Below are 19751 nucleotides of genomic sequence, written 5' to 3' on the forward strand. Positions count from 1 at the left end.
CTATAAAATGAAAAAATTATTGATAATTGCTTTAGCTTTAGTAGGACTAAACGCAACTGCGCAAGACAAAGAAAAAAGAGGAAATGAAAGAGGTAAAGATAAAATGGAAAGATTTGAACATATAAAGGACATCTCACCAGAAGAGATGGCGCAAATCCAAACCAAAAAAATGACTTTACTTTTAGATTTAAACAATGCGCAACAACAACAAGTGCAAGCCATAAATCTTAAAAATGCCAAAGAGCGCAAAACGATGATGGAAAAAAGAATAAAATCGAAAGACGATAAACAAAAGCCCTCTAAGGAAAAGCGTTTAAAAATGACTAACGATAGATTAGACAAAGCTATAGCGCAAAAAAGACAAATGAAAACCATTTTAAACCCAGAGCAGTATGCCAAATGGGAAAAAAGATTTGCAAAAAAAGCAATGAAGAGAAAACATAAAATGAAAGGAAAAAAAAGAGGTAATAAAAAACAAAAATAGTTTAGCTGAATTTGATTTTAGTTAGTTTTTAGTTTGTAAAAAGTGTAGATTATCTAATCTGCACTTTTTTATTTGCTAATATGAACCAAAAAGTGTTACTTTGAGATATAAATACCTTTTAACACTATTATTATGAAAAAACTAATTACATTTTGCTTATTTGCTGTAGCTATACTTTTTAACACACAAGACTTACAAGCACAAAACAAAGTAGAGCTTAACAAAAAAGCTGCTGAAACAGCTGCAAATTTAAATCAATCTTTAAAGTTAAATAAAGATACTCAAGAAGAGGTTTACCAAGCATACAAGCAATACGAAACAAACATTGCAAAATTAGAAAAAAACAATACTGCTACACCATCTTCATCTTACGATATGGATAAGCAAAAAATAACAACAACGTTAATGACTAAAATGCAAGGTATTTTAAGCTCAGAACAATACGCAAAATTTACTAATATTTCCGGATTACAGCTTCCAACAACACAAGCTAAAGGCACAATAGTTTCAAAATCTAAAAAATAATATAAAAAAAAATTAGATTTTAAAATTTCATATAAAAAAGGCGACCATTTGGTCGCCTTTTTTATGTTCTAATGTTTGTGTTATACTATTATTTTTATAAAGTCTGTGCAACTTTATCGCAAGCTGCAATAGTAGCATCTAAATCTTTATAGGTTAACGCATCTGTAATAAACCAAGTTTCGTAAGCACTTGGAGCAATATAAATGCCATTATTTAGCATCCCATGGAAAAATGTTTTAAAGATATCGTTATCACCTTTGGCTGCACTTTTAAAATCTACAACCTCATCTTCGGCAAAATGCACAGAAATCATAGATCCTATTCTATTTATGGTATGAGTAATGTTTTGCTTCTCTAAAACTTCTGCTAAACCCTTATGCAAATAAGCTGTTTTTTTAGCTAAACGTTTAAAAACATCAGCATCAGCATTTAGCTCTGTTAACATTGCCAAGCCTGCTGCCATAGCTAGAGGATTTCCACTTAATGTACCTGCTTGATAGACAGGACCTAAAGGTGCTAAATAATTCATTATTTCCTCTCGAGCAGCAAACGCTCCTACAGGCAAGCCTCCTCCAATCACTTTACCAAAACACACAATATCTGCATCTACTCCTAAAAGTTCTTGTGCTCCTCCTTTTGCGAGTCTAAAACCCGTCATTACTTCATCTAAAATCAATAAAATATTATGGTTTGTACACAATGTTCTTAAGCCTTCTAAAAACCCTTCTTTTGGTGGAATACAACCCATATTACCTGCTACAGGTTCTATAATTATACAGGCTATTTCATTTGGATTAGCTTTTATTAAAGCCTTAACACTATCTAAATCATTATAATGAGCAAGCAATGTGTCTTTTGCTGTGCCTTTAGTTACACCAGGACTATTTGGTGTGCCAAAAGTAATTGCACCACTTCCTGCTTGTATTAAAAAGGAATCACTATGTCCATGGTAACAGCCAGCAAATTTTATAATTTTATCTCTTTTTGTGTAACCTCTAGCTAAACGCACTGCACTCATACAAGCTTCTGTGCCAGAATTTACAAATCTAATTTTATCAATATTTGGCACCATAGAAACAGCTAACTCTGCAATTTTTGTTTCAATTTCTGTAGGCATACCAAAGGAGGTACCTAATTTTGCTTTTTCAACTACTGCATTAACAACAGGCTGGTAAGCATGACCTAAAATCATTGGTCCCCAAGAATTTATGTAATCTATTAATTGGTTTCCATCCTCATCAAATAAATAAGCTCCTTTTGCTTTTTTTACAAATATTGGAGTACCTCCAACACCTTTAAATGCTCGAACTGGAGAGTTCACACCTCCAGGAATAACACGTTCTGCCTCAGCGAATAAGGCACTACTACGTTTATAAATCATAAAAATTAATAATCTTTTGGTAAGGGTTTAACATAAAGAACTTGGCCTACAAATAAGGTGTCATTTTCTAAACCATTTAAGGATTTTAGTTCTTCTATAGATATTTTATATTTTTTAGATAGTGAATAGAGAGTATCTCCTGCACCAACTACGTGTTTATCGTTTGGTCCAGAGGTTTTTCCTAAAACATCTGCATCAAAACGATACAATTGATAGCGTTCGATTATACTAATTAATTTTTGAGGGTATTTCCTATCTGTAGCATAACCTGCAGCTCTTAACTCTTTTGCCCAACTTTTATAATCATCTTCTTCAAGCTCAAAAAGCTTGTAATATCGTTTTCTTTCTTTTAAAAATAGTGAGTGGTCTCTAAACGAATATTTTGCATTATTATACTTTCTAAAACATTCTTGTGAGGCATCGTCATCATGGTAAATTTTTGCTCCTGTCCACTCATGGCATTTAATTCCAAAATGGTTATTTGCTTCGGTAGATAAACGGCCTTTTCCAGAGCCAGATTCTAAAATTCCTTGTGCTAAAGTTATACTTGCAGGTATTTTATATAAGCGCATTTCTTCTTGTGCAATATCACTAAAAATAGCAATATATTCTTCAGTTGCATTGGCATATACTTCTGGAGTGGATTTAACAACTACTTCTGGTTCTTCTGGTTTGATTACTTTCTTCTTCCTCTTCTTTTTTCGTTTAGTTTTAACAACAGTTTCAGTAGTATCTTGTTTTCCTTTTTTGGTAATCACTCGTTTCTTAGAGCCGCAACTCATTACAAAACTAGCTAGTAAAAAAAGTATAATTATTTTTTTCATTACTTATTGTATTAATGGTAAATTCTTCTGTTTCAATCTTGCATTCATACCATCAATTCCTTGTAAACCTCCTGTATGTATTGCTAAAATATTAGACCCTTCTTTAAAATAATTGTTTTTAATTAAATCATATAACCCAAACATCATTTTTCCTGTATAAATAGGATCTAAAGCAACATTTTGTTCTGCTTTAAACCTGTTTATAAACGCAACTAAATCAGCATTTATTTTGGCATAACCTCCAAAATGATAGGCTGTAATTAATTGCCATTGGTCTTGAGTTGCAAATTTACTAATATCTTCCTTTAAAAAATCACCTTTTAACGCAGGAAATCCTAAAACTTGTTGACCAGGTTTTAAACAATTTATTAAACCAGCGATTGTGCCTCCAGTTCCAACCGAAGCACACACGTAATCAAACTCAGCATCGTTAGCTTTTAAAATCTCTTCGCAGCCTTTAACAGCTAATGTATTTGTACCTCCTTCTGGTATAATATAAAACGCTCCAAATTGTAGTTTTAGTTTCTTAATAAACTCTTCATTATTTTTATTTCTAAAGCTTGTTCTGTCCACAAATTTAAATTCCATTCCTTGTGATTTAGCATAACTAAGGGTTGGATTTGTTTCTATTTTATCCTCTAATTCTTCGCCTCGTACCACACCTATGGTTTTGAACCCAAAAGCGTTTCCTGCAGAAGCTGTTGCTGCTAAATGATTAGAAAACGCACCTCCAAAAGTTAATAACGTATGGTGATTTTTTAACTTTGCATCTTCTAAATTATATTTTAATTTCCTGTATTTATTACCAGAAATAAAGGGATGAATGGTGTCTTCTCGCTTTAAAAACAATTTTATAGTTGTAGTAAATGGAAGTGTGATTTCTTGGTTTTCTATATTTTTAAAATTAAAAATCATTTAAAGACATATAATTTAAAAAATTCCAAAAAGGACGTTTTTGTAAGTAGTTAAAATTAGCTTCATTTTTGTAAGCCTCTCTTTCAAATGAAATATTTTTATAAGCTAAATGCCAGTTTTTATATTGAAATAATCGTATTATAAATTCTAAAACATATAGGATATAAAAAGGAAAAACTAAAAATTCAATTTGTTGACGCAAATGAATTTTTTCATGATTAATCAAAACCATATCATTTTTTAACGTTTTACTTTTTAGAAACACAAAAGGAAAAATTGTTATCCCAACATAACCTTTTGGCACTATATATTTTGAAAATAAAATCATTATCTAAATCGTCTGTTTTTTAACTGAATAATTGCAAGTATAACAAAAAATATTTCTTCGAATTTACATTATATTTGCAATATGAAGAAGATTATCCCAGTCGAAGAAGGCGATTATTATTTAACTCCCGAAGGTTATCGCTGTTTTACTGAGCAATACCACTTAAAACGCGGCTACTGCTGCCAAAGTGGATGCAGGCATTGTCCCTACGGATTTAATGCAAAAACAACATTAAAAAAAAAGTAAAGTCTCCAAAAAATATGACATTTAAAGACCAAATTTTAGAAGGAATACCAGAAAGTTTACCACAACCAAAAGCCTATGACACCTCAATTAATCATGCGCCAAAACGCAAGGCTATTCTCTCTAAAGAAGAAGAAAGATTAGCATTAAAAAATGCCTTACGCTATTTTGATAAAAAACACCATAAGACATTATTGCCTGAGTTTAAAAGTGAGCTAAACACTTACGGAAGAATTTATATGTATCGCCTTCGTCCAGATTACAAAATGTACGCAAGACCAATAAGCGACTATCCTGCAAAGTCCAAACAAGCAGCAGCTATAATGTTAATGATTCAGAATAATTTAGATTATGCTGTAGCACAACATCCTCATGAGTTAATTACTTATGGTGGTAATGGAGGCGTGTTTTCTAATTGGGCGCAATACAGATTAACAATGAAATATTTGGCCGAAATGAATGACGAGCAAACACTCGTAATGTACTCTGGCCATCCTATGGGATTATTCCCTTCTCACAAAGAAGCACCAAGAGTTGTAGTGACTAATGGCATGATGATTCCAAATTATTCCAAACCAGACGATTGGGAAAAATTTAATGCTTTAGGAGTTACGCAATATGGTCAAATGACTGCAGGTAGCTATATGTATATTGGACCTCAAGGTATAGTACATGGTACAACAATTACAGTATTAAATGGTTTTAGAAAAATTAAAAAAGAACCTAAGGGTAATCTTTTTGTAACCTCTGGATTAGGTGGTATGTCTGGCGCACAGCCAAAGGCTGGTAACATTGCTGGCTGCATTACTGTTTGTGCAGAAGTAAACCCTAAAATAACACAAGTTAGGCTAGACCAAGGTTGGATAGATGAGAAAATAACCGATTTAAATACACTTGTAAATCGTGTTAATAAAGCTAAAGCTGAAAAAGAGACGATTTCACTAGCCTATTTAGGAAATATAGTGGACGTTTGGGAAAAATTTGAAGAAGCAAACATACATATAGATTTAGGAAGCGATCAAACTTCACTTCATAATCCTTGGGCTGGAGGTTATTATCCTGCTGGCATTTCTTTTGAAGAAGCTAATGAAATGATGGCTAACAATCCTGATTTGTTTAAAGAAAAGGTACAAGAAACTTTACGTCGCCATGCAGAAGCTGTTAACAAACACACTGCAAAAGGCACTTACTTTTTTGATTACGGCAATGCCTTTTTATTAGAAGCGTCGCGTGCTGGAGCAAATATAATGGCTGATAATGGGATTGATTTTAAATATCCAAGTTACGTGCAAGATATTATGGGTCCAATGTGTTTTGATTATGGGTTCGGACCATTTCGTTGGGTTTGTGCCTCAGGGAAACCAGAAGATTTAGCAAAAACAGATGCTATTGCCTGTAAGGTTTTAGAAGACATTAAAAAGAATTCTCCAAAAGAAATCCAGCAACAAATGGCTGATAATATACAATGGATTAAAGGAGCTCAAGAAAATAAATTGGTCGTAGGCTCGCAAGCAAGAATATTATATGCAGATGCAGAAGGACGCATGAAAATAGCAGAAGCTTTTAATAATGCAATTGCAATTGGTGAAATAGAAACTGTAATTTTAGGTCGCGATCATCATGATGTTTCTGGAACAGATTCTCCATATAGAGAAACTAGTAATATATACGATGGATCACGCTTTACAGCAGACATGGCTATCCATAATGTTATTGGAGATAGCTTTAGAGGAGCCACTTGGGTAAGCATCCACAATGGTGGTGGTGTTGGCTGGGGAGAAGTTATAAACGGAGGTTTTGGTATGGTTCTTGATGGTAGTAAAGAAGCATCAAAACGTCTAAAATCTATGCTTTTTTGGGATGTTAATAATGGTATAGCCAGAAGAAGTTGGGCTAGAAATAATGAAGCCGTTTTTGCTATAAAAAGAGCAATGGAAGCAGAACCTAATTTAAAAGTAACGCTCCCAAATTACGTAAACGATGCATTATTGGATTAATAATTTAAATATTGTACCTATGAAAAAACTACTTACCATTACATCGCTACTTCTAATAGTTGTAGCTGTTTCATCATGTAGCTCAGTAAGAGTTGCTGCAGATTACGACAAACAAGCAAATTTTAATAATTTTAAAACCTTTGCTTTTTTTAAAACAGGAATTGATAAAGCCGAAATTAGTGATTTGGATAAACGTAGAATTTTACGTGCTATAGAATCTGAGCTAATGGCTAAAGGTTATACAAAATCTGAAAATCCCGATTTATTAGTAAGTATTTTTACAAAGTCGCAACAGCGAGTAAATGTTTATAATAACTCTTGGGGTTATGGTGGCTGGGGCTGGGGAGGCTTTGGTCCTGGATGGGGCTGGGGTTGGAATCAACCAGCAGTGTCAACAAGTACTGAAGGTCAACTTTTTATTGACTTAATAGATGCTAAGAAAAAAGAACTTGTGTGGCAAGGGCAAGGTAGTGGCTACCTTACTAGAAACATGGAGAAAAAAGAAGAACGTATTAAAGAATTTGTAACAAAAATAATGGAGAAATATCCTCCTGGTTTAGAAAAATAAGATATTAAAAAAATGCAACTCAATGAGTTGCATTTTTTTTAAGGATAATAAGGCTCTGCATGACCATTATCAACTAACCATTGGTTTACATCTAAACCATCTAAAACAATACTAGCTAAATAACGCCCATATTTACCTTGTTTATCTTTATAAGTATGTATTTCTACTTCCTTATCTAAAATCATCTCTCTTAAAATATCACGTACTTTTTTCCCTTCAACCTTTTCTGGACCTCTCATCTCTGGAGTATCTATACCTAATAAACGTAATTTCATTTCTTGAGAATGTAAAAATCCTAAATCCACTATAGCAGTAACAGTATCTCCATCATATACGCTTATAATTTTTGCTTTATAATGATACATAATTTTATTTTTAATGTTAAAACCTACAACAAGTTACTAATTAATACGCTAATAATTGCTTTATTTTTATCTTAACTTTTTCTGTTGAAGGAATCATAGTTTCCTCTAAAGTACTATTTAAAGGTATTGCTGGCATATTTTCACTTCCAATTGTCATTACTGGAGCATCTAAATATTTAAAACATTCTTCTTGTATTTTACCTGCTAGAGCTCTTGCAAAACTATTATTAGATGGCTCTTCTGTAACCACTAAACATTTCCCAGTTTTCTTAACAGATTTCATGATGGTATTTTCATCTAAAGGAAATAAAGTACGTAAATCAATCACTTCAATTTGATCTTTCATATCTAATACTTCAGAAGCGTTCATTGCCCAATGTACTCCCATACCATAAGTAACAATGGTTAAAGTTTCAACGTTTTCTTGCTTCCAAATTTCTTGTAAAACCCAAGCTTTACCAAATGGTAATACATAATCTTCACTTGGCTCAACAGAGGTTGCTCCTTCTGTGCCTTTTACTTTAGACCAATACAAACCTTTGTGTTCTAGAATAACTACTGGATTAGGATCGTAATAGGCTGCTTTCATCAATCCTTTTAAATCTGCTCCATTACTAGGATAGGCAATTTTTATACCTCTAATGTTTGTAATTACACTTTCTACAGAAGACGAGTGATAAGGTCCACCACTTCCGTAGGCACCAATAGGGACTCTAAGTATCATACTTACTGGCCATTTTCCGTTACTTAAATAGCAACTTCTACTTACTTCTGTAAATAACTGATTTAATCCAGGCCAAATATAATCTGCAAACTGAACCTCAACAATTGGCTTTAATCCAACTGCAGACATACCAACCGTTGAGCCTACAATAAAGGCCTCTTGAATTGGTGTATTGAAAACGCGATCATCACCAAATTTTTGTGCTAAAGTGGCTGCTTCTCTAAAAACACCTCCTAATCTTCCACCAACATCTTGACCATATAACAAACACTCTTTGTGTTTTCGCATTAATTCTTCAACGGCAAATAAAGCACAATCTACCATCACTACTTTTTCTGCTCCTTCTGGTGAACGTGTTCCTTTTTCTTCTGTAATTGGTGTTGGTGCAAAATCGTTCGTAAACAAATCTTCAGGTTTTGGATCTTCAGCTTTTAATGCTTTTTCAAAATCTGCTTGTACTTTCGCTTTCGCGGAATTTTCTATAACTTCAATTTCTTCCGAAGAAAAACCATTATCTAACAACTGTTTTTTAATAACTGGATAAGGATCTCGAGAACGAGCCTCTTCTAAATCATCACGATACCATTCCATTCTAACTCCTGAAGTATGATGATTAAGTAACGGAACTTTAGCATGTACTATAAAAGGTCGTCTTTCTTTTCTAATGGTAGTAATCACTTTTTCAATAGCTTCATAACTTTCTATAAAATTTGCACCATCAATAGAAATCGCTTCCAAACCATGAAATCCTTGCGCATATTCAAAAGCGTTTTGAGCTCTTGTTTCTGCAGCATTTGCCGAAATATCCCAACCATTATCTTGTACCAAATATAAGATTGGCATTTGTTTTAACGCTGCCATTTGGAAGGCTTCTGCAATTTCACCTTCGGTTACTGAGGCGTCTCCTAGAGAACAGACTACAATCCCATCCTCAATCCTTCCCGAAGGGAAGGAAGCCTTTATGTGTTCACTCAATTCTATATTTTCCGCGCCTTGTTTTTCTATGTATTGCATTCCCATGGCAACTCCTGTTGCTGGAATAGCTTGCATACCTGTTGCAGAGGATTGGTGCGGGATTTTAGGTTTATCTTCATCTTTTAAACTTGGATGCGAATAATAGGTTTTTCCACCAGAAAACGGATCGTCTTTTTTGGCTAATAGTTGCAACATTAAATCGTAGGGTTCTAACCCAAAAGACAACAACATCGCATCATCCCTGTAATAGGGAAATGCATAATCTTGTGGTAATAATTGCAAACCTAATGCTATTTGTATTGCTTCATGTCCACGAGATGTTGCGTGTACGTATTTTGAAACTTGTTTAAAATTTGCTTCGTATAATTCTGCCATAGCTTTTGCTGTGCAGAGTTTAGAAAATCCTTTTTTTAGTTTGTCTTTATTCATTTTTATATGCTTTGTCATTGTTAGAAAAGAAACTTGGTTGAAATCTCATCATAAGATTCTTCTCTTCGCTTTGAATGACATTTCTATTAAATTTTTCTATTGACGTCAAATTGCTCAAAATAATCTGCAACTCGTCTTACAAAACTACCGCCTAAATAACCATCAACCACTCTGTGATCAAAGGATAAGGACAGGTACATCATACTACGAATTGCGATTTCGTCTCCTTTTTCAGTTTTAATAACTTCTGGTCTTTTTTTGATAATTCCCAATGCTAAAATGGCAACTTCTGGCTGATTAATAATTGGTGTTCCCATAACGCTTCCAAAGGTTCCAACATTAGAAATTGTAAATGTACTTCCTTTTATATCGTCTCCAGATAATTTATTTTCTCTTGCTTTATTTGCAAGTTCATTGACGTTTTGAGCAATTGTTTTTAAATCTTTAGTGTCTGCATTTTTTACTACGGGAACTATTAAGTTTCCGCTAGGTAAAGCGGTTGCCATACCAATATTGATATTTTCTTTTACAATAATATTATTACCATCAACTGATGCATTTATATTTGGGAAATCTCTGACTGCTTTAGCAACTGCTTCAACAAATAGTGGTGTAAATGTTAAACGTTCTCCATGCTTTTCTTGAAATGCTTTTTTATTTGCATTGCGCCAATTTACCATGTTAGTTAAATCGGCTTCAACATAAGCTGTAACGTGTGGTGATGTGTGTTTTGAATACACCATGTGATCTGCGATCATTTGACGCATGCGATCCATTTCTATCACTTTTCCTTTTCCTTTATCGAAACTTAACTGAGGAATGCGATATGCTGTTGGATCTTTTTCGGCAACTGGTTGTGCAAACTTGTAAGGTCGTCCATCTTCTATATATTGAAACACATCACTTTTACGCAATCTACCTTCACGTCCTGTTGCTGGAATGCGAGCGAGTTCTTCAAAACTAATGTGATGTTCTTTTGCTATTTTTATAATTAATGGCGAAAAGAATGTATTTGAATTTGAAACTGAAAATGAAGTTGAATTTGAAGCTGAAGTTGGAGTTGGTCTTTTGACTTCTTTCTTCTTTTGAGACGTCTCGACTGAGCCTGTGCTGAGCGGAGTCGAAGTACTCGACGTGACAGTGGTTTTCTTTTTTGAAGACTTCACATCTTCGGAAACTTCCAAAATAGCGAGAACCTCTCCTACTGCAACGACATCTTTAGCTTGGAATTTGATTTCCTTTATTTTTCCTGCAGCTGGTGCTGGCACTTCGTTATCTACTTTATCTGTTGCAACTTCCAGAATGATATCGCCTTCTTCAAAGCTATCTCCTTCTGAAACTAGCCAATTGATAATGGTTCCTTCCGTAATACTTTCACCCATTCTGGGCATTTTTAAATCGAATTTAGACATTGTCTTTTCTTAGTTTTTTTTAAAATCTCAGTCTGCGTTAAGGATTGAGGCTTTGTTGGAGCTCATCTTTGATAGCGACTGCCGAAAGCCTGACCCTTGTGGTAACGCCAAACTACTTTTTCATAAAATCCCGAAGTGTTTTATACACATCGTCTTGTATTTTCATATGTTTTGGAACCTCTCTTAAAGGCTCCACTTCTTTTAAACTCTTATAACAATCTGCTGGTAATTGTTGATATAGTTTTGTTCCTTTTGTTTTCCAAGCTATCATTTCATCTGTAACTTCTTTGATAATCTTTGCAGGATTTCCAACTACTAAGCTTCGTTTAGGAATCTTAGTTTCAGCTTTTACAAATGCCATTGCTCCTACAATACTTTCGTCTCCAATTTCTGCATCATCCATAATTACTGTATTCATACCAATTAAACAGTTTCTACCCAAATTCGCACCATGAATAATGGCTCCATGACCAACGTGAGCGCTTTCTTTTAAGGTTATTGATTTACCTGGAAACATGTGAACTGTACAATTCTCCTGAACATTGACACCATCTTCTAAAATAATTTGTCCCCAATCTCCTCTAATCGCAGCACCTGGTCCAATATAGCAGTTTTTTCCAATGATAACGTTTCCTGTAACTGCTGCCAAAGGATGCACGAAACTGGATTCGTGAACGACTGGAGTGTAGCCTTTGAATGAATAAATCATGTATAATTATTATTTGTCATTCAGAGCAAAAGCGAAGAATCTCATCATGAGATTGCCATACTTCGACTGCGCTCAGCACAGGCTTAAACTTCGTCCTCGCAATGACAGTTTATTTAAATCCTTTTAATTTTTCTTTTGTAAAATCACTCAACACTAATCTTCCGCTGGTTTCTGCACGTTCTGCTAATAGGTTATCCCAATTTTCTGTACCTTTCCAGAACACTTTTTTCATTTCTAACATTGCTTCTGTATTGTACGTACATAAATGCTCTGCAGTGTTTTTTACAGCTTCATCTAAGATTTCTGTACTTTCATAAACATGTGCAAATAAGCCTTTTTCTTTTGCCCAATCTGGTGGATAAAAACTATTAGCATCTATGGCGATTTGCGACATCGCACTTAATCCCATTTTACGTTCAATTGCTGGTCCAACTACAAATGGTCCAATGCCTATATTTAATTCGCTTAATTTTATTGCTGCAAATTTAGTAGCCATACAATAATCTGTTGATGCTGCAAGTCCTACTCCACCTCCAACGGTTTTTCCTTGAATACGACCAATAATAAATTTTGGACATTTACGCATTGCGTTGATGACATTTGCAAAACCTGAAAAGAATACTTTCCCAGTCGCTGCATCATTAATGTTAATTAGCTCTTTAAAACTTGCTCCAGCACAAAAAGTTCGGTCACCACCACTTTTTAGAACGATGACTTTTATCGCATCGTTTTCTCCAGCTTCTCTAATTGTATTAGCTAATTTTGCTAATACATCACCTGGAAGTGAGTTATGTGCAGGATGAAAGAATTCTATGTATCCTACTTCGTTTTGTATTTCTAGTTTTACGTATGGATTTGTCATGTTATTTCTTTAAACTTAATTGTTCGATTTTTTTAATATAGTTTTTTGAGGTTTTCATGTCTGGATTTAACTCCAATGCTTTCTTGAAACTTATTAGTGCGTCTTTATAATCTTCGTTTACAAAATAGACTTCTCCTAAACTGTCATATAAATTTGCATTTTCAGGAAATTCTTCAGTTAAAAATTTGAATACTTCAATCGATTTTTGATGTTGTTCATCATTCAATAAATCGTAACCAAAATTATTTAGATCACTTACAGCAAAATCATAGGTTACAGTATCACTTTTACGGGTTCTGAAATTTTGATAAGCTTTACTAGGATTTTCGTTAAAATCTACTCTAAACATAGATGATAAATTGAGTTTAGGATAAGCTATAACCATCGGTTCTATATCTCTGAAAAATAAATTTACCCAATCATTTAATGCTGCATCTGATGTATTATTGACCATAACAATAATTCCATAATCAGAATCTGGACAAATTAATACACCACTCTGTACTCTGTTAGATGTTCCTGTTTTAGAATAATAATAACCTTCTTTTTCAGCAAAACCTATATTTTGCCATAGGTAACCAACTTGCTCATCTTCTTCTTTATCTTCAAAAAGTAATCGTGACGATTCCTTAATCCAAGGTTCATTTTTATTATCAACCAAATATTTCATGTAGGTCGCTAAATCTGGTAGAGTTGAAATCGCACCACCTGCTGCGCCATAAACTGGGTCGTAATCTATAGGTGCTAAAGTATCGCCTTTATAGCCATTTATTAATCGATTCTTATATTTTTGAGATTCATTAAGATAGGTGTCGTTCATTGCAAGTTCCTTGAAAAAAGCGTTCATTTGCTCTTTAAAAGGCTTATTGTTTACTTGTTCTAAAATGTAGGCTAGCAACTCTGGTCCAAGCGAATTATAAGCATAGACTTTTCCTGGTTTTTTGTCTAAAGTAACCGTTTTTAGGTCTTTTAATAAATCATCTATTGTATAAGTATCGGTTTTATAATCGTAAGTGCCACTCGTTACTTTTTCTCTAATCGCTTCAAAACCTTTTGTGAGTTTATTTTTTAATCCCATGCTATGGGTTAAAAGATGCTTTATAGTAATTGGTTGTCCTTGATATTCTAAATTTGAATAGTCATCACCTAAATATTTTCTAATATCATCATCTAAATTTAATTTATCTGATAAAACTGCTTTAGCAACTAGAGATCCTGTAAATGTTTTGGTTATAGATGCGATTTCATACAGCGTACTATCATTGGGTTTAATTTTGCTGCCTTTATCAATTTCGCCATAGTAGTTTTGATACATTTTACCATCTTTATAAATGGCTACAGCGAAGGAATTTACATTTCCTTTTTTGATACTATTTTCTGCAAAAGCATCTACTAAATTGGTGAGCTGAAAAAATTTATCATCTTCTATAACCTTATCTATATTAGGTGCTTTCGAATCCTTACAGCTAAATAACAGAAGTGCAATTAAAGTTGTATAAAATGTATTTTTCATATTATTTTTTTCTTTATGTTCGTTTTGTCTTGAAACAAAACGAACCAAATATTCAAGTTAAAATGAGGAAATTTTTAACGATTTGATTTTTATATTCTGTATTCCAACGGTACCCATCAGCTATCTCTATTCTAATTTCTAACTACGTAGCAGTCTATTTTTTTTTTTTTAAACTAATCCAAATTGTTCGAAATGGTGGTTAAGGTGTTTTCTTTCTAATAAATACCATTCATATTTATTTAATTCTCCAAAAACCATATTATTTAATTTAGCATCTGGATTTTCTTTAAAATATTCCAAATACTTAGCTCTTTGCTCTCTAAAGTTTGAAATAGCAGTTGCTAAATCTTCGTGCTTCAAATCATCTAATATATCTTTTTCTAACAAAGGAAATTGACTGTTCTGAGGAAATTTTTTATAGTTCCAAAGACTATTTTTTACCTTTTCCAAAATCTTTTCTGGCGTAGCGATTTCAAAATCTTGAATTTCCCCAGATGCAATTTTATAGGTGTATTCTAAATGTTCAATCATGTGTTGAGGCGTCATAATTCCCCATTTTGGTTTCATGTCTTCGGAAAGTTTAGATAAACACTCCTCAATCTTTTCCGAAGTCATTTCAGTAAACACCTCTTGCTTCTTTTGTACCATCGTTAAAATAGTAGCAATTGCAACTAATGGACTATCCTTTTCGGTTTTTTGGCTTTCGGGTCTGTTTTCAAAATTTGCATCGAATACTTCAACATGCCATTTTACGATTCCGCTAGGATGTTCTGCTGAAGCCACATCTCTATCTACTTTTTCTTTACACGTTAAACGCACATAGATGGTGTCATTATGATACAATGGTCTTAAAAAGCGAATACTATCTAAACCATAATTTGCAGCAACTGGACCTTTATTTGGATAGACGAATAATCCTGCAGCAGCCGAAATAATGAAATAACCGTGAGCTGTACGTTTCTCAAAAATACTTCCATCTAAAGAGGTAATATCTGTATGCGCATAGAAATGGTCCCAAGTTAAATTGGCAAAATTCTGTATATCGGTATCTGTTAACGTACGTTTATGAGTTTTCAATGACATTCCAGGCTGAATGTCTTCCCAATGGTATTGAAATGGATGTTGTTCTGCTTCTTTATACTTAGCATTTTGCTGATAAATACCTGTAATTTCTGTAATGGTTGTCGGTGAACCTTGAATGGCAGTACGTTGCAAATAGTGCTTAATACCTCGCATGCCTCCCATTTCTTCGCCTCCACCTGCACGACCAGGACCACCATGCACCAAGTAAGGTAATGGCGAACCATGACCTGTACTTTCTTTAGCCATTTCACGATTAATCACCATGATTCTTCCGTGATGACTTGCTGCATTGACCACGTAATCTCTAGCAATTTTATCATCATTAGTCGCAATTGAAGACACAAGCGAACCTTTACCCATTTGTGCTAAAGTAATGGCTTCGTCTAAATTTTTATATGGCATAATGGTACTTACTGGACCAAAAGCTTCACGTTCATGAATAACTGTATTTTGGAATGGATGATCTGCTCTTAATAAAATTGGACTAATGAAAGCACCTTTTTTAGCATCTGCTCCAATGGTTTCAATTGTATCTAAACTTCCATAAACGATTTGTGCTTCTTTAGCTAAATCATTTACAGAATCTCTTACAGCTTGTACTTGTTGTTGACTTACCAGAGATCCCATTCTCACTTCTTTTAATCTTGGATCTCCAATAGTTATTTTATCTAGCGCTTTTCCGAGGGAAATTTGAACATCTTCTACTAAATTTTCTGGCACTATAATTCTACGAATTGCTGTACATTTCTGTCCAGCTTTTACAGTCATTTCTTTACGGACTTCTTTAATAAATAAGTCGAATTCAGGCGTTCCTGGCACTGCATCTTCTCCTAAAATTGATGCGTTTAAAGAATCAGCTTCCATAGTAAATGGTACAGATTCTTGAATTAATCTCGGATGCGCTTTTAATAAACGACCTGTTTGCGCTGAACCTGTAAAGGTGACTACATCTTGAGATTCTACAGTATCTAAAATCGTTTTTACGGTTCCATTTATAATTTGAAGTGCGCCTTCTGGTAAAATACCTGATGCGATGATTTCTCTAGCAACTGCTTCAGCTAAATACGATGAAGAAGGTGCAGGTAATACTACTGCAGGCACTCCTGCCATCCAGTTTACTGCACACTTTTCTAACATTCCCCAAACCGGAAAATTGAATGCGTTAATATGAACAGCAACTCCCTTTTTAGGCACCATAATATGATGTGCCATAAAGCGTCCACCTCGAGATAAATCGATTGGGTCACCTTCTACATGATACGGTTGATTTGGAAAGAGCTTACGCAATGAAGCATTTGCAAATAAGTTTCCAAATCCGCCTTCAATATCAATCCAGCTATCTACGCGAGTTGCTCCTGTTCTGTAACTTAGCTCGTAAAATGCATCTTTTCTTTTTGTAAGATATAATGCCAGACTTTTAAGCATATTACCACGTTCTTGAAAGGTCATTTTCCGTAGTTTTTCGCCTCCTTTGTTTCTTCCATAGTTAAGAATTTCAGGAATATCTAAACCTTCAATAGCAACACTTGTAAAAGCTTCACCTGTTACTGCGTCTAAAATTGGTATTCCTTCTTCTTTACCTGTTGTCCAGTTACCAGTTACATAATGTTGAATCTTTTTCATAAGCTTTTTGCTTTATTTATTAAGATTTCCGTTTTCACGGAACCATGATGTTGTATTTTTTTCATATCAAATGCCTGCGCAGGCAGGTATCTTTTAATTATTACTACATTTTTGGCGTTACCTAAAGGTCGGGCTTTCCGCTATATCTTTTTTTCTTGTTCTCGATACCAAATTGCAAAAAAGCAATTTCACTCGAACTGACGTAAAAAAGGATGCCGCATCAATCCCTAACGCACTTACTTGTTATGTTCTTTCTTAGTCAAAGTTATTTTCTATTTGCTAAGAGATTTCTGCCTATACAGGAATTCGTTCTATTATTGCTGCGTAACCTTGTCCAACTCCTATACACATTGTAATTAGTGCATACTTTTTATTCATTTCCTGCAATTCTAAAGCTGCAGAATATGTGGTTCTTGCTCCTGTTACTCCAAGTGGATGACCAATAGCAATAGCTCCTCCGTTTGGGTTTAATCTTGGGTCGTTATCTGCTAATCCCCAAGCACGAGTACATGCTAGTGCTTGTGCTGCAAAGGCTTCGTTTAATTCTATCACGTCCATATCGTCCATTGTTAAGCCTGCTTTTTCTAACGCTTTGTTAGATGCTTGAACTGGACCAATTCCCATTATTCTTGGTTCGACACCAACTACTGCAGAACTTACAATTCTTGCTAATGGTTTTAGATTGTATTTTTTTACAGCATCTTCTGATGCAATTATGGTTGCTGCTGCGCCATCATTTAATCCTGAAGAATTTCCAGCTGTAACACTTCCGCCTTCTTTTTTGAATGCTGGACGAAGTTTTCCTAAAACCTCAAGTGATGTATTTGGTTTTACAAATTCATCTTTAGAAAATTGTATTGGGTCTTTTTTACGTTGCGGAATTTCTACCGTTACTATTTCTTTTGCTAATCGACCATTTTCTTGCGCTTTGGCCGCCTTCATTTGACTCCAATAAGCGAACTTGTCTTGGTCTTCTCGAGAAATGTTATATTTTTCTACAAGATTTTCGGCAGTATTTCCCATTCCGTCTGTGCCATACAATTTTTGCATTTTTGGGTTGATAAAACGCCATCCGAAAGTAGAATCGTATAGTTTAGCGTCTCCTCCATAAGCTGAACTTGGTTTTGCCATAACATAAGGTCCGCGTGTCATATTCTCAACTCCACCAGAAATAAACACGTCGCCATCGCCAGCTTTTATAGCGCGATTTGCGTGAATGATTGCTGATAATCCTGAACTACATAAACGGTTTACGGTTTCACCAGGTACTGTAAATGGTAATCCTGCCAATAATGAAGACATACGCGCTACATTACGATTATCTTCTCCTGCTTGATTCGCGCAACCCATAATAACATCGTCATACGCTTCTTTAGGAATGCTTGGATTACGTTTTACAATTTCTTCTATAACAATTGCTCCTAAATCGTCTGTACGAACAGCAGATAATGTGCCTTTGTAGTTTCCTATTGGTGTTCTAATTCCGTCTATTATATATGCTTTTTTCAAATTAAAAATTTTAAATTATAAATGTAAAATGTAAAAGGATTACGATGTTCAACTTTTACATTTAAAATTTTACATTTTTCGGTTTTACATTTTATTTTGTGTTGTCTTTATACTGGAAGTGAATATTGCTACTAATTCAGAATTTTCTTTTAAAACTTTTTTAAATTCTTCGATATCATTAACCAAATTTGCTTCTATAAGTATTTCAATATTAACTTGGGATTCTCTAAGTTCTTTTAGACATATTTTCATTTTATGAATAAAATCTCTTTTTGATTCTGCACTTTGAGCTTCTCCATAGTTTAGTGCTGCAGATGTGGCTGAGCGAATTAACTGTTTTGTTAAATGCTCTGATGCAAATTCTTTTTTAAGTGACTTAATACTTAGTATAATTAAAGCCGAAAACTTCACTAATCGTTTCTGCAAATTATATTTTGTGTCACTCATTATTATATTTTTATTAATCTATTTTATTTCCAATCTTTTTGAGTACGATAAACAACACCTTTAAAAAGCGCTACTAATTCTTCTCCTCTTTTTACTTCGATAATATTAAACCCTAGTTTATTATTCACTTTTTCAATTACAGATTCTGCGACCAAATAATCACCTTCATTTAATGCTTCAATGTGATTGATGCTTGTTTCAATTGACACTGCATATTTACCATGTGTATTTGCTGCAAACCCAAAAGCGGTATCTGCTAACGAATAACTAATTCCACCATGTGCTTTATTCATGCTGTTTAGCATGTCGCCTCTAATGGTCATTCCGACTTTGCATCGTCCGATTTCGCATTCTATAATTTCAATACCTAACCAAGTGCTGTATGCATCTTGGGATAACATTTTATGTGGAATTTGTTCACCAGTTAAAGGCATTAGTTATTTGGTATTAGGTATTAGTTTTACATTTCTTTCTAAAATTCTCTTTCTCAAAGAAGACATCATTTTTGTTAACTCTGATATGTGTTCTCTAATTCTCTCATCTTGTTCAAAGTCTATATAATTTCTTCTTCTTGCTTTTGTACTGCAACTCACGCATTCGTTTGCACTATATATAGAATGATTAATATGTTTTACAAATTGTGCATCTGAACCAGGATAACCTTCAGCAAGATTTAAAGCAATAGAATCAGCTGCTCTTCTAAATTGTGATGATAAAGCATATAATTCGTGATTAGGAAAATTTCTCACTAATTCATCAACGACTTCTCCAAAATCCATAGCTTTTTGATATACTAATAAATCTTCAAATTTAAAATGGTAGTTACTTTTCATAC

The 19751-nt window shown here is 34.0% G+C and carries 20 protein-coding genes; 5 read left to right on the top strand and 15 right to left on the bottom strand.

The features are described from left to right. The first annotated feature begins 7 nt into the window (after positions 1-7). Entirely contained in the window at positions 8-484 is a 477-nt protein-coding gene (locus tag ACVC5O_RS10140) for a hypothetical protein (protein WP_452221369.1), read from the top strand. 132 nt (positions 485-616) lie between these two features. Next, on the top strand, positions 617-1009 hold the full coding sequence (locus ACVC5O_RS10145) for a hypothetical protein (protein ID WP_452221370.1): 393 nt from the start codon (positions 617-619) through the stop codon (positions 1007-1009). Positions 1010-1103: 94 nt separating this feature from the next. Here the strand turns inward: ACVC5O_RS10145 and hemL are convergent, their stop codons facing one another. From hemL to ACVC5O_RS10165, 4 genes are read right to left on the bottom strand one after another with little or no spacing between them, the layout of a single operon-like run. Further along, positions 1104-2390 carry a glutamate-1-semialdehyde 2,1-aminomutase gene (gene hemL / locus ACVC5O_RS10150; protein WP_452221371.1) on the bottom strand — a complete coding sequence of 429 codons (1287 nt, stop codon included), beginning with the start codon at positions 2388-2390 and terminating at the stop codon, positions 1104-1106. Between the two features lie 5 nt (positions 2391-2395). Next, positions 2396-3214: a glucosaminidase domain-containing protein gene (locus ACVC5O_RS10155; RefSeq protein WP_452221372.1), complete on the bottom strand. Its 819-nt coding sequence runs from the start codon at positions 3212-3214 to the stop codon at positions 2396-2398. 3 nt (positions 3215-3217) lie between these two features. Continuing rightward, positions 3218-4129 carry a 1-aminocyclopropane-1-carboxylate deaminase/D-cysteine desulfhydrase gene (locus tag ACVC5O_RS10160; RefSeq protein ID WP_452221373.1) on the bottom strand — a complete coding sequence of 304 codons (912 nt, stop codon included), beginning with the start codon at positions 4127-4129 and terminating at the stop codon, positions 3218-3220. Then, complete coding sequence (locus ACVC5O_RS10165) at positions 4119-4457, bottom strand: hypothetical protein (RefSeq protein ID WP_452221374.1); 339 nt, start codon at positions 4455-4457, stop codon at positions 4119-4121. Before ACVC5O_RS10165 ends, ACVC5O_RS10160 begins: the two co-directional genes overlap by 11 nt. Positions 4458-4538: 81 nt before the next feature. Between ACVC5O_RS10165 and ACVC5O_RS10170 the strand changes: the two genes are divergently transcribed. The 3 genes from ACVC5O_RS10170 to ACVC5O_RS10180 are packed head-to-tail and all read left to right on the top strand — an operon-like array spanning position 4539 to position 7265. Next, positions 4539-4703, top strand: coding sequence for a DUF5522 domain-containing protein (locus ACVC5O_RS10170; RefSeq protein WP_452221375.1), 165 nt, complete (start codon positions 4539-4541; stop codon positions 4701-4703). Between the two features lie 14 nt (positions 4704-4717). After that, positions 4718-6697, top strand: a complete 1980-nt coding sequence (locus ACVC5O_RS10175) for a urocanate hydratase (protein WP_452221376.1) — start codon at positions 4718-4720, stop codon at positions 6695-6697. A 19-nt stretch (positions 6698-6716) separates the two neighbouring features. After that, positions 6717-7265, top strand: a complete 549-nt coding sequence (locus tag ACVC5O_RS10180) for a DUF4136 domain-containing protein (protein WP_452221377.1) — start codon at positions 6717-6719, stop codon at positions 7263-7265. Positions 7266-7303: 38 nt separating this feature from the next. Here ACVC5O_RS10180 and ACVC5O_RS10185 read toward each other — a convergent pair whose 3' ends face one another. From ACVC5O_RS10185 to ACVC5O_RS10235, 11 genes are all read right to left on the bottom strand, one after another. Continuing rightward, on the bottom strand, positions 7304-7630 hold the full coding sequence (locus ACVC5O_RS10185) for a thermonuclease family protein (RefSeq protein ID WP_452221378.1): 327 nt from the start codon (positions 7628-7630) through the stop codon (positions 7304-7306). A gap of 40 nt (positions 7631-7670) precedes the next feature. After that, positions 7671-9758 carry an alpha-ketoacid dehydrogenase subunit alpha/beta gene (locus ACVC5O_RS10190; protein WP_452221379.1) on the bottom strand — a complete coding sequence of 696 codons (2088 nt, stop codon included), beginning with the start codon at positions 9756-9758 and terminating at the stop codon, positions 7671-7673. 86 nt (positions 9759-9844) lie between these two features. After that, the gene (locus tag ACVC5O_RS10195; protein WP_452221380.1) at positions 9845-11170 is read right to left on the bottom strand and encodes a dihydrolipoamide acetyltransferase family protein; all 1326 of its coding nucleotides are present in this window, start codon (positions 11168-11170) and stop codon (positions 9845-9847) included. Between the two features lie 112 nt (positions 11171-11282). Further along, positions 11283-11879, bottom strand: a complete 597-nt coding sequence (locus ACVC5O_RS10200) for an acyltransferase (protein ID WP_452221381.1) — start codon at positions 11877-11879, stop codon at positions 11283-11285. 109 nt (positions 11880-11988) lie between these two features. Continuing rightward, a complete protein-coding gene (locus ACVC5O_RS10205; RefSeq protein WP_452221382.1) occupies positions 11989-12741 on the bottom strand; it encodes an enoyl-CoA hydratase/isomerase family protein in 753 nt (250 codons plus the stop codon). A gap of 1 nt (position 12742) precedes the next feature. Beyond that, entirely contained in the window at positions 12743-14254 is a 1512-nt protein-coding gene (locus ACVC5O_RS10210; RefSeq protein WP_452221383.1) for a serine hydrolase, read from the bottom strand. Between the two features lie 168 nt (positions 14255-14422). Continuing rightward, the gene (gene paaZ, locus ACVC5O_RS10215) at positions 14423-16960 is read right to left on the bottom strand and encodes a phenylacetic acid degradation bifunctional protein PaaZ (RefSeq protein ID WP_452221384.1); all 2538 of its coding nucleotides are present in this window, start codon (positions 16958-16960) and stop codon (positions 14423-14425) included. 294 nt (positions 16961-17254) lie between these two features. Further along, positions 17255-18469: a 3-oxoadipyl-CoA thiolase gene (pcaF, locus tag ACVC5O_RS10220; RefSeq protein ID WP_452221385.1), complete on the bottom strand. Its 1215-nt coding sequence runs from the start codon at positions 18467-18469 to the stop codon at positions 17255-17257. An 84-nt stretch (positions 18470-18553) separates the two neighbouring features. Continuing rightward, positions 18554-18916 carry a four helix bundle protein gene (locus ACVC5O_RS10225; RefSeq protein WP_452221386.1) on the bottom strand — a complete coding sequence of 121 codons (363 nt, stop codon included), beginning with the start codon at positions 18914-18916 and terminating at the stop codon, positions 18554-18556. 23 nt (positions 18917-18939) lie between these two features. Then, entirely contained in the window at positions 18940-19350 is a 411-nt protein-coding gene (locus tag ACVC5O_RS10230; RefSeq protein ID WP_452221387.1) for a PaaI family thioesterase, read from the bottom strand. Between the two features lie 3 nt (positions 19351-19353). Further along, positions 19354-19749: a four helix bundle protein gene (locus ACVC5O_RS10235; RefSeq protein ID WP_452221388.1), complete on the bottom strand. Its 396-nt coding sequence runs from the start codon at positions 19747-19749 to the stop codon at positions 19354-19356. Positions 19750-19751: the final 2 nt, after the last annotated feature.

It is taken from the genome of Lacinutrix salivirga, assembly GCF_053604675.1.